Source organism: Natronomonas moolapensis 8.8.11 (assembly GCF_000591055.1).
GTDB lineage: Archaea > Halobacteriota > Halobacteria > Halobacteriales > Haloarculaceae > Natronomonas > Natronomonas moolapensis.
In genome coordinates, this window is the sequence record NC_020388.1 from 2,680,401 (window position 1) to 2,695,582 (window position 15,182).

At 65.8% G+C, this 15,182-nt stretch carries 10 protein-coding genes; 6 read left to right on the forward strand and 4 right to left on the reverse strand.

The genetic code is table 11. The features are described from left to right. Window positions 1–55 precede the first annotated feature (55 nt). Window positions 56–6,886: a GLUG motif-containing protein gene (locus NMLP_RS12815; protein ID WP_160169601.1), complete on the forward strand. Its 6,831-nt coding sequence runs from the start codon at window positions 56–58 to the stop codon at window positions 6,884–6,886. Window positions 6,887–8,084: 1,198 nt separating this feature from the next. On the opposite strand, the gene NMLP_RS12820 is transcribed toward NMLP_RS12815, so the two are convergent. Beyond that, window positions 8,085–8,270, reverse strand: a complete 186-nt coding sequence (locus tag NMLP_RS12820; RefSeq protein ID WP_015410553.1) for a hypothetical protein — start codon at window positions 8,268–8,270, stop codon at window positions 8,085–8,087. Between the two features lie 97 nt (window positions 8,271–8,367). On the opposite strand from NMLP_RS12820, the gene NMLP_RS12825 reads away from it, so the two are divergent. The 4 genes from NMLP_RS12825 (at window position 8,368) to NMLP_RS12840 (ending at window position 10,554) form a co-directional block, all read left to right on the forward strand. Next, on the forward strand, window positions 8,368–8,826 hold the full coding sequence (locus tag NMLP_RS12825; RefSeq protein WP_015410554.1) for a PUA domain-containing protein: 459 nt from the start codon (window positions 8,368–8,370) through the stop codon (window positions 8,824–8,826). A 118-nt stretch (window positions 8,827–8,944) separates the two neighbouring features. Then, window positions 8,945–9,238 carry a hypothetical protein gene (locus NMLP_RS12830; RefSeq protein WP_049926578.1) on the forward strand — a complete coding sequence of 98 codons (294 nt, stop codon included), beginning with the start codon at window positions 8,945–8,947 and terminating at the stop codon, window positions 9,236–9,238. An 84-nt stretch (window positions 9,239–9,322) separates the two neighbouring features. Further along, window positions 9,323–9,724 (forward strand): nascent polypeptide-associated complex protein, encoded by a 402-nt coding sequence (locus NMLP_RS12835; protein WP_015410555.1) that lies wholly within the window; start codon window positions 9,323–9,325, stop codon window positions 9,722–9,724. 98 nt (window positions 9,725–9,822) lie between these two features. Beyond that, complete coding sequence (locus tag NMLP_RS12840; protein ID WP_015410556.1) at window positions 9,823–10,554, forward strand: methyltransferase domain-containing protein; 732 nt, start codon at window positions 9,823–9,825, stop codon at window positions 10,552–10,554. A 7-nt stretch (window positions 10,555–10,561) separates the two neighbouring features. On the opposite strand, the gene NMLP_RS12845 is transcribed toward NMLP_RS12840, so the two are convergent. The 3 genes from NMLP_RS12845 to NMLP_RS12855 all read right to left on the reverse strand — a co-directional run bounded on the left by NMLP_RS12845 (window position 10,562) and on the right by NMLP_RS12855 (window position 12,873). Next, window positions 10,562–11,188, reverse strand: coding sequence for a hypothetical protein (locus NMLP_RS12845; RefSeq protein WP_015410557.1), 627 nt, complete (start codon window positions 11,186–11,188; stop codon window positions 10,562–10,564). After that, window positions 11,185–12,405 (reverse strand): DUF3179 domain-containing protein, encoded by a 1,221-nt coding sequence (locus NMLP_RS12850; RefSeq protein WP_015410558.1) that lies wholly within the window; start codon window positions 12,403–12,405, stop codon window positions 11,185–11,187. Before NMLP_RS12850 ends, NMLP_RS12845 begins: the two co-directional genes overlap by 4 nt. A 141-nt stretch (window positions 12,406–12,546) precedes the next feature. Next, window positions 12,547–12,873, reverse strand: coding sequence for a transcription factor S (locus NMLP_RS12855; RefSeq protein WP_015410559.1), 327 nt, complete (start codon window positions 12,871–12,873; stop codon window positions 12,547–12,549). 255 nt (window positions 12,874–13,128) lie between these two features. Between NMLP_RS12855 and NMLP_RS12860 the strand changes: the two genes are divergently transcribed. After that, complete coding sequence (locus tag NMLP_RS12860) at window positions 13,129–15,162, forward strand: AAA family ATPase (RefSeq protein ID WP_015410560.1); 2,034 nt, start codon at window positions 13,129–13,131, stop codon at window positions 15,160–15,162. The last annotated feature ends 20 nt before the right edge of the window (window positions 15,163–15,182 follow it).

The window sequence follows — 15,182 nt, forward strand, 5'->3', positions numbered from 1 at the left end:
ATTCGTGACCGGCGACATCTCGGCTGACGGCAGTGCCGGTGGTGTCGTTGGAACAGTGACTCGGGGAACGCTCGAAGATTCATATGCAAACGTTACCGTCACGTCTCCGGGTAACTTCATCGGTGGGGTCGTCGGGTTCGTAAACGTGGGGACGGTGCAGCGAACGTACGCCACAGGGGCGGTGTCGGGTCTCAACTCCGGCGGCGTCTCGGGGTTTTCGGGCTCCGGAACGGTCCAGAACTCCTACTGGGACAAAGGAACGACTGACCAGGGGAGCGTTATCGCCATTGACAACGGCGGAACAACCTCGGGACTCACGGGCTACGGGTCCACGAGTGACGCCACTCCTGCCCCGGAGATACAGGGGTCAAGCGCCTCCTCGAACATGGGGAATCTCGATTTCACCAGCACATGGGAAACAGTCGAAAACGACGACGCCGGCACCACCGGAGACGGCTACCCGATTTTGCAGTCCATCGACAGACAGGCACAACTGGAAGCCCAGGACGTGCACGCCTACGCCGGCGGTGACGGCTCCACGGACAATCCATACGAAATCGCGAACTGGTATCACCTCAACAACACCCGAGAGAACCTCGACGCGGAGTTCATCCTGACCGCCGACCTCGATTCGAACACCGCTGGCTACGACGACGTGGCGAGTTCGTCAGCCAACGGCGGCAACGGCTTCGATCCCATCGGCGACGGCGGCTCGCGGTTCACAGGCACGTTCAACGGCACCGGACACACGATTTCGAGCCTCTCCATCGACCGAGGGGGGACTTTTGATGTTGGACTGTTCGGGTACGTCAACGGTGGCATTATCGAGAACGTCGGCGTCAAGAACGCCGACATCACCGGTAAGGAACGAGTGGGAGGCCTCGTCGGGAAGAACTTCGGCACAGTCAGCAACTCCTACGCGACCGGCAACGTCTACGGAGACAAGGAAGTGGGCGGCCTCGTCGGGTTCAATTTCGGCAACACGACTGCGTCCTACGCGACCAGCGATGTCTCCGGGACGGGCAACGACCTGGGCGGCCTCGTCGGGTCCAACGTTGGCAACACGAGTGGGTCCTACGCGACCGGCAATGTCTCCGGAACCGGAATCAAAAATGTGGGGGGCCTCGCCGGGATTAGCGAAGGGGAGATTACGGAGTCGTACGCGACCGGCACCATCTCTGGAAACAATCTCGTCGGTGGCCTCGTCGGAGTGAACACCGGCACGGTCACCGAGTCGTACGCGACCGGCAACGTCTCCGGAACCGGCGACGTCGTGGGCGGCCTTGTCGCACGAAACTTCGGGGCAACAGTCACCAAGTCGTACGCGACTGGGTCCGTCACTGGGATCAAAGGCGTTGGAGGTCTCGTCGGCGTAAACAGCGGTATAAGTAGCGCAAAAGTCTCGGAATCGTACGCGGCCGGCTCCGTCACTGGGACCGACGACGTGGGTGGTCTCGTCGGAGTGAACAATCGCACAGTCAGCGACAGCTACTGGGACACGGCGAGGACCAACCAGTCTGACGGCGTCGGGAGAGATGCCGGTGGCACCGCCAACAACTTGATTGGCCTCACGACTGCCGAGATGACCGGGACTCGCGCACCGGGAAACATGGGACCGTTTGACTTCTCCAGCACCTGGCAGACGACCGGAGACGACGGCTCCGTCAAGGGCTACGGCGTCTTCTACCCGACGCTGCAGAACAACACTCAGCAGCCCGCACCCAGTGCCACACTCTACGCTGGCGGTGACGGCTCCGCGGGAGCGCCCTACGAAATCGCGAACTGGTACCACCTCGACAACGTCCGCCAGAACCTCGGGTCGGAGTTCGTCCTGACCGCCGACCTCGATTCGAACACCGCTGGCTACGACGACGTGGCGAGTTCGTCAGCCAACGGCGGTAATGGCTTCGACCCCATCGGCGACGACAGCTCGCGATTCACAGGCACGTTCAACGGCACCGGGCACACGATTTCGGACCTTTTCATCGACCGGAGCGTTTACGTCGGACTGTTCGGGTACGTGGACGGTGGCCGTGTCGAGAACGTCGGCGTCGTGGACGCCGATATCAGCGTAACCATTCAGTGGATGGGCGGCCTCGTCGGGTACAACGACCAAGGCACGGTGAGCGGTTCATACGCGACTGGGCATGTATCCGGCGGGACAAATGACGGAAACCACGTAGGCGGCCTCGTTGGGGAGAACAACGGAGGCACGGTCACCGAGTCGCACGCAGCCAGTTCCGTCGGCGGACTCGTTTGGATTGGCGGCCTCGTCGGGACAAACGAGGGCGGCTTGATCACCGAGTCGTACGCGACCGGCGATGTATCCAGCGGCTCTGGTGCGGGCGGTCTCATCGGGAAAAACAGCGGCACAGTCACTGAGTCTTACGCAACGGGCGATGCCTCCGGAGTCATCACCGTTGTAGGTGGCCTCGCCGGACAAAACAGCGGCACAATCAACGAGTCGTACGCGACCGGCGATGTCGAAGCAGCCGCCATCGTGGGCGGCCTCGTCGGGCGTATCAAGAGCGGCACAGTCAGCGGCTCGTACGCAATTGGCGATGTCACCGGAGACAACGACCGCGCTGGTGGCTTCGCCGGAGAGAAAAACGGTGGCACGATCACCGACGGCTACTGGGACGACGAGGCGGCGACGGTCACGGAAGGTGGCAGCACAGTCGACAACCAGGGTGTCAGTGACGGTGGGGGTGACGTGATCGCGCTCACGACAACCGAGATGCAACGCTTCGCCCCGCTCGCCAACATGGACGGGTTCTCCTTCGAGAGCCCCGAGACGTGGCTCGTCACGAGCGGCTACCCCGCCCTGGCCTGGGAGTCAGTCACCGAGCTCACCGTCGACAGCGCCGAATCCACATCGCCGACCGTCGGCGAGAACGAATCGGGAACCATCACGGTCACCGCAAAGGAGAGCGGGACCGACACCGGTGAGGGCGTCACCATCGAAGTCGTCTCCGACGACGGCCTCGACGGTTTCGGGACGGGCGAGACGAAGGTCACCGATACCAGTGGCCAGGTCATCTTCACCTTCGACGAACCGGACGACGGCACCTACAACCCCAAGTTCGCGTGGGCCGACGATACGACTGTCTCGGCAACACCGACCGTCACCATCGACACGACTGCGCCGACTATCGACAGCGCCACCAGGGTCGACGACACCACCATCGACGTGGATTTCTCCGACGGTGGAGCCGGGATCGAGAAGAACAGTATCAGCTCGGGGGACTTCTCGCTCGATTCCGGCTCGATTTCGACTATCGACACCAGCGGCGTCACCGACGGCGGAACCGGAACCCAGACGGTGACGATCAACCTCAACTCAGCGGTCGACAGCGACACGGTGACGGTGAGCCTCCAGTCCGATGGCATCGACGACATAGCTCGCAACACGCAGACGAGCGGGTCGGCTGACGCCTCGAATATGGACGGCGTCGCACCCACCTTCGACAGCGTCTCGAAAACCGACGACACAACCATCACCGCCACCATCGCCGATGGTGTCAACGTCGACGAATCCAGTATTGCCAGATCCGACTTCTCACTGAGCACTGGCTCGATTTCCTCTATCTCGACGACTGAGAACGGTGCAAACACCGACGTGACGCTGAACCTGGACTCAGCGGTCGATGTCAACACCGTCGACGTCTCCATCGCTGGTTCCATCGCCGACACGAGCGGCAATGTCCTGTCGTCCGCCACCAAAACCGTCTTTAGCATGGATGGCGTCGCACCCACGATTTCCGGCGGTTCGCTGGCGTCCGATAATGGCCACGTCGACGTGACGTTCAGCGAGGGCGTCTTCCAGAGCGACGGCAGTAGCGCGCTGGCGGCCGGCGACCTGACAGCGACGGTCACACAGAACGGCGGAACAGTCTCGTCGGCGTCCGTCTCCAGTCTCACGAAGACCGACGGCTCGGCGCTGGCCGGTGGCGAGACGACGATTCGCGCCCAACTCTCGCTGATCGGGACGCCAGCCGACGGGGTCGAATCCGTCGCCATCCAGCCCATAGACGGCAGTTCCGTCGGTGACGACGACACGAACCTGATGGCTGGCAGCGACACCACGGGATCGATCACCCTGAACGACCGGACCCCTCCGTCGCTGTCGGATGACTCTGGGGGTACCGACGAGGAGACGAGCGGCGAGATCGTCGCGGACCTGACGAGCAACGACAACGATCAGGGGGCGCTGAGCGTGACCAAAGTCAAGGGCAACGCCGCGAACGTCGGGAGTCCGACCGCCGGCGACAGCGGCGGGCTGTTCACGATCGCCAGCGACGGGACAGTGAGTTTCGATCCGAACGGTGAGTTTGAGTCCGAGTCGGATGCTGACTCCAGCACGACACAGATCACCGTTGTCATCTCCGACGCAGCCGGGAACACGAACACCCAGACCGTCACAGCGACGATAAACGGCGTCAACGACCCACCGGCGTTCGACATGGCGTCGCCGTCACTGTCCGTGAGTCAGGACGCCTCAGCCACGAGTATCGACGAGAAACTCAGCGTGACTGACCCCGACGACGAGGAGACAGTGACGTGGACCGTCTTGAGTAAACCCAGTCATGGATCACTCTCGGGGCTCCCGGCTAGCGAGCCAACCGGCACAGACTCGGTTACACCCAGCGGCCTGACCTACGAACCCGACCGTGACTACGCCGGCAGCGACAGTTTCGACATCCAAGTCAGCGACCCCAACGGCGGGACGGATACTGTAACCGTGAGCGTGATCACTTCACAGGTCAACGACGCACCGACGGCCATCAGCCTGACCAGCACCAACGTTACCCAGTCCGGTGGCACCAACGCAGTAGTCGGGAGACTTTCGGCCGCGGACGTTGACGATAGCAGCCATACGTTCTCGCTGGTCAGCGGGGGCGGTGATGGTGACAATGCCGAATTCAACGTCGACAGCGGCGACCTGCGTGCGGACGACGCCGGCTCGCTCGCCGAAGGGGACTACGACGTTCGCCTCGAAGCCGACGACGGCAGTGGTGGCACGTACGAGAAAGCAGTCACAATCAGCGTGGCCGACGATATCGCGCCTACCATCACGTCGAGTACGCCGACCGACGACGCCACTGGTGTCAGCGAGACCACCGACATCACGATCACGTTCAGTGAGGATGTCGTCTTTGGGTCGGGATCAGTTATCTTGCGGGAGGACGATGGCGGCTTCAGCGACTCGGAGACGTTCGACGTGAGTACTGATACCGGGAGTGGCGACGGAACGGTCTCGATCTCCGGACGCAACCTGACGATCACTCCCACGAGCGAGTTTATTTCAAGCACGGGGTATGCCGTCCAGATTGACACGGGAACACTCACCGACACGGCCGCGTCGCCGAACGACTTCGGCGGCATCGGTGACGATGCTACCGTGAACTTCATCACGACCGACTCGATGCCACCGACCGCAAGCGTCGACCCGGATGCGACCGTCGACAAGGGAGAATCGGTGAGTTTCGACGGGACCGGCTCGACCGACAACGTCGGGATTGTCAGCCACGACTGGGACTTCGACGACGGTGACACGGCCAGCGGCGCAACAACCACACACACGTTCGACAACGCTGGTACCTACGAGGTGGAATTGACCGTCGCCGACGCCCTAAACAACGAGGCGACTGCTATCCGGACGATCACTGTCGAATCGAGTGGCGGCGGTGGTGGCGACAGTAGTGGTGGGAGCAGCGGCCCCGACGACACTGATGCTGGCCAGCCTTCCGCGGACGAGGACACCACCCACGTCGTCACCGGAACCCGCTCGGAAGACGGGACAACCTCATTCAAAGTGGCCGACTCCGGTGGGAATGGGTCCATCACACTTGACCTCCGCGGGACCGCCACCGGTAACTCCCTGTCTGGGGCCGGGAGTGACGGCAGCGACGCGGGCGATGGCGCGGATACGGACGCAGTCGTGGTCGACCGCCTGTCGATCATCCCGACAGAGAGTGCCACCCGCGAGTTCGAACTGTCGGTGCGGACGTGGCCAGCCGACAGCATCGAATCCGAGAACGAGACCGATGACACTGGGACGGACGTGACAGCACCTGCCAATCAGGAGGAAACGAACGACAGCGTCCGCACCCGCACGGACCCGCAGGCGTCCCTCGACACGACTGGGTCAGTACCTGTGGGCTACGTTGAGGTGACCCACACGAACCCAGACACAGACATTGAGAACGTCACGTTCCGGTTCCGGATCCAGAAATCTTATTTAGATGAGAGGGATGTCGCCCCGAGTGCTGTTGCGCTCTATCGCAACGAAACCGACGGGATAGTCCGTCTTCCAACTGAAAATGTCGGTGACAACACCAGTCACCACGTCTTCGAGGCCGAATCGCCCGGCCTCTCGCTGTTCGCTATCGGTTCCAGCGGACCGGCGTTCGCCATCGAGCGTGCCAGCGGCCCAGCGGACACGCTCACCGTCTCCGAGCCGGTCACTGTCGACGCGACAGTCCGTAATCTCGGCAGGGCGGCTGGGGCCTACACTGCCGAGTTGCAATCTAACGGAGCGGTCGTTGCCGCCAGAGAAGTCGAACTTGCCCCGAATTCGACGCGGACTGTGTCGCTCTCGTTCACGCCAGCGGATCCTGGCGAGTACACGCTCACGGTCGGCACAGTTGTAGCTGGGACGGTCTCGGTCCAGTCAGATGAGGCTCTGAACGCGTCGACACAAGCCCCAACAGAGCAAGCGAACCCACAACAGATCCCAGGGACCACAGGGGAATCGACCCAGCCAGCAGGTGACAACGGGGACACGGAATCGGCCACCGACGCGAGTGGGCCCGGGTTCGGCGTCGCTGTGGCGTTCGGTGTACTCTTGACGGTGGTCGTCGTCTTAGCTCGGCGGCAGTCGTAACGCTGCCTCCCCGCTGTGTCGCGAAGAAGACGCGTGTTTGAGCGAGTCGTGTTCTGCGTCTCGTAGTGACTGCAACTCGTGAGTCTCGCTGGAGTGTCTTTGGACGGATTGCCCGCCGACCACACGCTGATTGGCCAGTATACGATGCGACGCCGCTGTACGAGCAAAGCTCGCTCGACGGGCTGGAATCGGATATCAGAATTGTCTCGCAGATCTGGTTCAGACACGACCGCCACGAGTCGGTCGATTTACTTCGCGTTCGCGTGTCTGCTGTACTCGATTTGGCGAGCGGTCGATTTGCTCGTGCGGGTCGAGTTGACCGGTGAGTACGAGCATTCGCCGATTGTGACGGCCGATAATACGCTGACGCTGCTGAAGAAGGGAACAGGAATGGGGTAGTAGAGTGTTCAATCTGGGTCAGCGCAGATTTCCGAGTAGCAACGCTATCGGGACTCTCGGGAAAGCGGCGATCTGGTTGTTGGTACGACAGGAAGACGCGAACGAAGGGCGATCTGAAGCAGTTTTTGTTCACTGATTCGGCTGAAACTACGCATCACAGCCCTGCGAAACCCGGTGTAGTCTCAACTTGCCGTCGTGTGTCAACCCGAACGAGATAGCGGGTGACATCCTCCCGCGGCTAAAGGCGCGGGCCTCCCACCCGGTGTTGACCGGGCAGGTCAATCCTGAACGTTGGGAGTCTCAGGTTTGCTGGACAGTCAGCCAGTGGCTCTGCCACGAAGCCGTTACTCGTACCCGCTGAAGGGCTCCGAGTTACCTGATTGTTTTACGACTGTCGGCGTGGTCGGCTTACTTTTTGATTCCGGTTAGAAACCGTGGCAAACACCGAGTCAACTGCCAGTTCCCCACGCACAATTATACGTACTGTGTCTATACATAAACTTTTCTCGGATTCATCTGGTGGCTAAAGCCACCAGTATTCTCCTTGTATCTCTATAAACGGAAGAGAGGTTTCCGAATCTTCCGAGTAATTTTATATAGTAACCATCGCAGGTGAATACACGTCGATCGCGCTGTCGTCGTGCGATCGAGTGTGCAGTGTCTTCCGATCGCTACCATAGCTCGGTCGGGGGCCGTACTGGCACGACCCACACCCCCACCGCCTCGCACGAGTGGGGAACCCCCAACCGTGGCCCGCCCGGCCTGTGGCCGGAAACCACGGCGTTACCGTAGAAGAATGTCAGACGCCCGTGCCGATCTCCGAGAGGCCGACGAGCAGCGCGCCGGCGGCGAGAGCGAGCGCCGCGACGGCGGCGACCGGACCGTCGGGAAGCGGAGTATCGAGGATCCCCACGGCGAAGATGAGGACGCTGCCGACGGAGAGTGCGACCGCGCCGAGGACGAGTTTCCGCGTGTCGGTTGTCATACCCACAGATCGACAGTTATGCGGCATAAAGCCTGTGAATCGAGGGCGAGCGAGAGCCGAGCGAAAGGCGTATTCGCTCCGGTGCCGACCGTGGGGTATGGCAAGCGACATCGACGCGCTCCGGACGGTCGCGGACTACCAGTTCGAGGCGGGCGCGGGGGCGGCGCTCTTCGAGGGCGACGTCGCCATCCAGCGGACGGGATCGGGTCGCCCACAGCAGGTCATCGCCGGCGGCGAGCGCGTCGTCTCCTACGGGACCGACGGTCGGTTCACGCTCGGCGTTGCTGGCGGCGCGCGCCTCCAGCGTGCGCTCGAGGCACCCGCCTACCGCGTCGTCGTCGGCGACGACAGCGAGCCGTTCGTCCGCGAGGAGCGAAACGTCTTCGCGAAGTTCGTCCGGCGCGTCGACCCCGGCGTGCGGCCGGGCGACGAGGTCCTCGTCGAGCACGACCGTGGCGACCTCCTCGCCGTCGGACGGGCGGAGCTGTCGGCGGAGGCGATGTCCGACTTCAACACCGGGATGGCCGTCAAAGTCCGAGACGGCCGCCCGGCGTAGCCGGGGCGGGGAGATGCGGCCGGGATATATAAACACCGACCGCGATTCCCACCACAGTATATAAACACCGACCATTTGCAGGCGGATCGATATTGCGGTCGGGACCGGACGTTCCCGGATGAACGCCGGATCGCTCGGCGACCGACTCGAACGGACGCGGATCGACGCCGACGCGACGCATCTCCCCGTCGAGTCGACGGACGGGTTCCGCGTCTGCGTCCCGGTCGCGGCGGCCATCGAGGGGGTCCTCGCCGTCGACCGGGTCGGCACCGACGTCTTCCCGCGGTTGGTCGCGCCGTCGCTGTCGGGGACGCGGTTCGTGCGCCGCGTCGCCACCATCGGGGGCAGGCGGCTCGCGCCGTCGGCCGACCCGGCGGACCACGAGGACCTGCTGCTCGCGGCGGCGCCGTGAACGCTCGGGGGACGCGCTTCGGTCGGTCGCGGCCGACAGATCGTAACATCAGGCTTTTTGCGGCGTCGGCCCCTCGGTAGGGGTATGTTTGGAGGAGGCGGCGGGCTGAACCCGCGCAAGATGAAGCAGATGATGAACCAGATGGGCATCGACCTCGAGGACATCGACGCCGAAGAGGTCATTATCCGCACCCCCGAGGAGGAACTCGTCTTCCACGACGCCGAGGTCCAGCGGATGGACGCCCAGGGCCAACAGACCTACCAGGTCGTCGGCGACCCCGATACCCGCCCCCGCGGCGAGGCGGGCAGCATCGAGGAAGCGGACGCCGGTAGTGACGCCGAGGCGGCCGACGACGCGATCGAAAGCGGGTTTTCCGAGGACGACGTCGAGATCGTCGCTACCCGAACCGGCGTCTCCGAGGCGGAAGCCAGGGAGGCCTTAGAGGAGACCGGCGACCTCGCGGCCGCCGTTCAGAAACTCGAGTGACGGGCGCCGGTTCCGACGGGGATCGAGGCGACCCGAACGGGAACGAACGCGACCCGAACGGGGCGGGGACCCCCGAACCGGCCGACCAGCCGGCTCGGGTGCTCGTCGTTCGTGGCTCCCGCGCGTTCGTGCTCGCGCCGGGGGAGACTCAAGAGACGGACCTCGGCGTGATCGAACTCCCGGCCGACGTGACGCCGGGGACGGTCGTCGAGACGCATCTCGGCGAGGCCTTCGAGGTGCGGCGGCTCCGTGGCCCGGACTTGTTCGAACACCTGGAGCGCACCGGTGCGCCGATGATGCCCCGCGACATCGGACTCGTGATCGGGCACACGGGCGTCGCCGCGGGCGATCGCGCCCTCGACGCCGGGACCGGAACCGGCGTCCTCGCGGCGTATCTCGGCCGTCTCGGCGTCGAGGTGACGACCTACGAGCGCGACGCCGAGTTCGCCGCGGTCGCCCGCGAGAACATGGCGACCGCGGGCGTCGCCGAGCAAATCGACGTCAGGACCGGCGATCTGACCGACGAACTCGACGCCGTCGAGGGCGGGTACGACCTGCTCACGCTCGATACGGGCGACGCGGCGGCGGTCGTCGAGCGCGCCGACGAACTGTTGGCCCCCGGTGGCTTCCTCGCGGTGTACTCGCCGTTCGTCGAGTCGGCCCGCGCGTGCGTCGAGGCCGCCCGGTCGGCGGGCCTCGCCGACATCGAGACGCTGGAGACCATCCAGCGCCGGATGGACTTCGACGACCGCGGGTCGCGGCCCTCGACCGCGGGCGTCGGCCACACCGGCTATCTCGTCTTCGCGCGGTTCCTCCCCGACGTCGGGTAGGTCAGGGCTACTCGGGGATCCGCACCCGGCTGCCCACCCAAAACAGCGTGAAAAGAAGCGACACCACCGCCAGCGGCACCATCCACTGCATCGCGGCGACGAGCCCCGCCGAGGCCTGCAACCCGATGACGACGAGCAGTTGCGGTCCACAGCAGGCGAACCCAGAGAGGAGCCCCGGGACGCCAGCCGTCGCGCCCGCGCCGGCTCCGATCCGGCAGGCGTCGGGCCCGCGCCAGGAGACGACCGAAACCGAAAGCGTCACGCCGACGAGCAGCCCCAACCCGAGCCCCAAGGCGACGTTGACCGGCCGGAACAGGTAGACGATCGGCCCGGCCTCGATGCGTGCGACGGCCTCGAAGAGGAACGGCGAGAGCGGGGTCAGCGCGGTCGAAACCGGCTCGGCGACGACGAAGACGTCGAGGCCACCGGGGCCGCTCGCGGTCAGGTCCCGCAACGCCCAGAGGTAGGTGAGCAGATACAGCACCGCCACGACGACGAGCGTCGCCCGACCGTCGCGTCGGCCCACCGCGCCGCGGATCGCGACGCCGGTCCGGGCGAGGAGGCCTCTGATCCGGGCGATCGGGGGCGGCGTCCCCGGACCGGTTCCGGCGCGGCCGTCGGGTCGCGTCGTCATATCCCCACCCGTTCGGTGTCCGGATAGAAGCCGTGCCAGGCGAACCACATGGCGTCGAACGCGAGGTGCCGATCGAGCGGCAACGCGTCGGGCGGTGCGGACGTCCCGTCGACCGCGTAGGCGTCGCCGTCGCGTTCGACGTCGAGACCGTCCGGGTTCGCGTAGACGTAGCCCGTGGTTATCCCCTCGTCGGCGACCGCGACGACCGGCGTATCGCCGAGTTTCCCCGACAGCACCGACGCCTCCATCAGCGTCCGCTTGTCGAAGGCAACCGCACCCGCCGCCGTCCGCGCGCCGACGACGACCCGCTTGGACTCGGCGTCGTCGTAGGCCAACAGCGGGAAGTTGGGCTGTCTCCCGGCGTCGGTCGAGTAGTGCCCCGCGACGGGCGGCTCGTAGGATCCGTAGGGATCGCGGTTGTAGTTTTTCGCCGAGCCGGTCTCCTCGGTCAACACGAGCGTGTCCGGGTGGCGGTTCCGCCAGCGACGCCAGGTCGTCCAGACGACCCGGAACTCCCGAAGCGACTGCCCGAGATACTGGTCGGCGTCTTCGGCGTCGCGTTGCCCGCCGACCTCGATCCCGGTGGCCGCGATCTGGGACCACCGGACGTCCGCGGCCCGGTCCCACATGATGAGATTCGAGTTGACGAGTCGCCCCGAGACGCCGAACTCGGTCCCCCCGCGGTAGAAGCCCTGAGCGGTTCCGGTCAGAGGACAGTACGTCACCGCGACCGGTTCGCCGCCGACGACGTCGTTGACGATCTCGTGTCGGACGAGGATGCGCTGTGGGTACGCCCGGACGTCGCCGTCCAGCGCGACGCCGAAGACGCGCTCGCAGTCGGGGAGGTTGACGTCCGTGGCCCGGGCGAACCGCGGTTCGTCGATCGACGGGATGCCGTCGTGGCCGACGCCGCCGCTCATGTCGCCGTCGACGAAGGCGGACCGGTCGTGGCCCAACTGAAGCGGCACCTCCTGGAGCGGGAGGTCGCCGTCGTACGCCGTTTCGGACGTCGCTCGGGTCTCCTCGAACGCCGTCGCCGGGCGTCCCCCGGAGAGGTCGACGCTCCCGCCGGAGTTCACACACGGGAGACCGAGATCGACGAGCGGTTCCCCGCCCGGTTCGGCGCCGGAGGACGGCCCACCGCGACCGAGACACCCGGCGCTCGCCCCCGTCGCGACTGCCAGCGTCGTCAGGAACGTCCGGCGCGTGTGAGACATCTGTTCTCGTAGTGTTCCAAGTGAACAGATAACATAAGCGCGAAGCGATCGTGTACGCCGGACACACGCGAGAGGGGGCGTCCGTGGTCGGAACCGTTCTACGCCACCCGGAGGCGCCTCGGCGGACGCGCGTGGACGGTCTCAGTGGTCGTCCTCGCGCCACTTGTGATCGCACTCGACGCAGGTGAAAAAGCGGGTCTCGGACTCGTCGGCGGCCCGGATCTGCTTCATTTCGTAGCGCGCGCGGTCGTGGCCGCAGTTGGGACAGTTCACCGTCGTCGTGGGGCCGATCTCGGCGTCGTCGACCTCCGACATGTCGACGGGGCCGCTGTCGGTGTCTTGGCCCTCCGTCGTGACCATGTCGGCCTCGCTGTCGGCGTCGCGAGCCTTCTCGAAGCCGCAGGAGCCACACACCCACACCCCCTCCTGGCTGTGCATCATCGACCCGCACTCGTCGCAAAATTCCATATCGGAGGTTCAATCGGGCAGCGTATTTAACCGGCGGGGTTCGGGGCGGCAGCCACAGATGGAGGGCGAGGGCCCAGCCACGGGCGAGGTCACGCCGCCGACGGGCGGGGTCGGAAACGTCGATCGCAGCGTGGAGTGTCCGTCGCGTGTCGGTCGATTCCGCCCCCGCCGTGGGGACTATATGTTCTCTGGGCGTATTCGACGCCGTATGCTATTGAGGACCACTGCCGGCGGCCCGACGAGTGGACGGAAGCGATGAGCGTCCGGCTTCCGGTCGTCGAGTCGGCCGCCCCAGCGTCGGACGACCGCGTCGGCCTCCCGCGGTCGGTGCTGGTCGATCTCGGCCTCGACGGCGGCGGGACGGTCGACGTTCGCGGCGGGCACCGGATCGCAGTGCCCGCGGTCGCCGCCGACGTGGACGGGATCGCCGTTCCGGAGCCGCTGCGCCGGCGGGCTGGCCTCGAAATAGGGGATTCCGTGCGGGTCGCCGAAAACGAGGCTCCGACGGCGTCGAGCGTGACCCTCCGCCTCCGGGACTCGATCGCGATTACGCACAGCGAGAGCGCGCTTCGACGGCGGCTCGGCCGGCGGATCGTCGCGACCGGTGACGGGATCGAAGTCAGCCATCTCGACGGCGCGTTGACGCTTCGGTTCGTCGTCGAAGGGATCGCGCCGTCGTCGCCGGCGGTCGTCACCGACGCGACCGGCATCGACGTCGCGACGGATGACGCCGAACCCGTCTCGGAGCCGTCCGTTCGCGGCGAGGACGCCCTTCCGAGGGAAACGTATCGCCGGCTCCGCGAGACGGTCACAGCGCGGTTCGAGAGCCCGGACGCGTTCGCGTCGATCGGTCGGCCGACGCTCGGTGTGCTCCTCTGTGGGCCGCACGGATCCGGAAAGACGACGCTCGTCGAAGCGGTCGCGTCCGCGACCGACGCGGCGTTCGTTCGGACCTCGGCTGCGCGGCTCGAAGCCGAGAGCGCAGCCGACCGGGACGATCGACTCGACCGGGTCGTCGAGGGAGCCACAGGGCGGGATCGGGCGGTCGTCCTGCTCGACGACTTGGACGTCCTCGGTGGCGAGGGGGCCTCCGGCTCGACGCTCGGAGGCCGCCTGCGATCGACCGTAGACGAGCTTCGGACCGTCGATGGGACCGTCGTCGTCGGCGCGACCGTCGACGCCGGATCCGTCCCGGAGGCGCTCCGGCGCGGCGGCCGGTTCGACCGCGAGCTTCGCGTCTCGCCGCTGACCGACGACGACAGGCGGGCGGCGCTAGAGGCGATCTGTGACGACGCCGCCCTCGCCGACGACGTCGACCTCGGGACGATCACGGAGGGGCTCGGTGGGTTCTCGCTCGCCGATCTGGGTGTGTTCGTCGACGTGGCCTTAGAGCGGACGGTGCGCCGCGGCGGCCGGGCGATCCGACGGGCGGACTTCGATCACGCGGCCGGGACCGTCGATCCCAGCGGACTCCGGGACGTCTCGGTCGAACTCCCCGAGGTCGCCTGGGACGATGTGGGCGGACTCGAGGCCGCAAAGCGCGAGATCGTCCGGGCGGTGTATTGGCCCTTAGAACACCCGGAGCGTTTCGAGCAGGCCGGTATCGAACCGCCCTCGGGCGTGTTGTTGTACGGCCCGCCCGGAACCGGCAAGACGCTGCTCGCCCGGGCCGTAGCGAGTCTCAGTAACGCGAATTTCATTCCCGTGAACGGCCCGGAGCTTCTGGACAAATACGTCGGCGAGAGCGAACGGGCGGTCCGGGACCTGTTCGCGACCGCCCGCGAGAACGCCCCGTCGATCGTCTTCTTCGACGAGGTGGACGCGATATCGCCGACGCGCCGGGGCGACGACACGGGGGCGGGCGAGCGCGTCGTCTCGCAGTTGTTGACGGAACTCGATGGGCTCGAGCCGTTGACCGACGTCGCGGTCGTCGCGGCGACGAACCGTCCGGACGCGATCGACGGGGCACTCCTCCGACCGGGGCGCATCGAGACGGCCGTCGAGACCCCGCTGCCGGATCGCGCGGCGCGGCGAGACGTTCTCGGGATACACGTCAGAGAGACCCCGACGACCGCGGACGTCGACCTCGACGCACTCGCCGACCGAACCGACGGTTACAGCGGGGGCGACCTGGCCGCGCTGGTCCGCGAGGCTGCGATGATCGCGATCGAGGACGGGATCGTCGGGGAAGACGCCACGGCGCGTGTGTCCGTCGACGCGGAGCACTTCGAGCGTGCGCTGGCGGAGACGGCGCCGTCGGCGGGCGACTCCGAACCGTTTCGTGGGTGACCCACCCGGCACGACCGGAG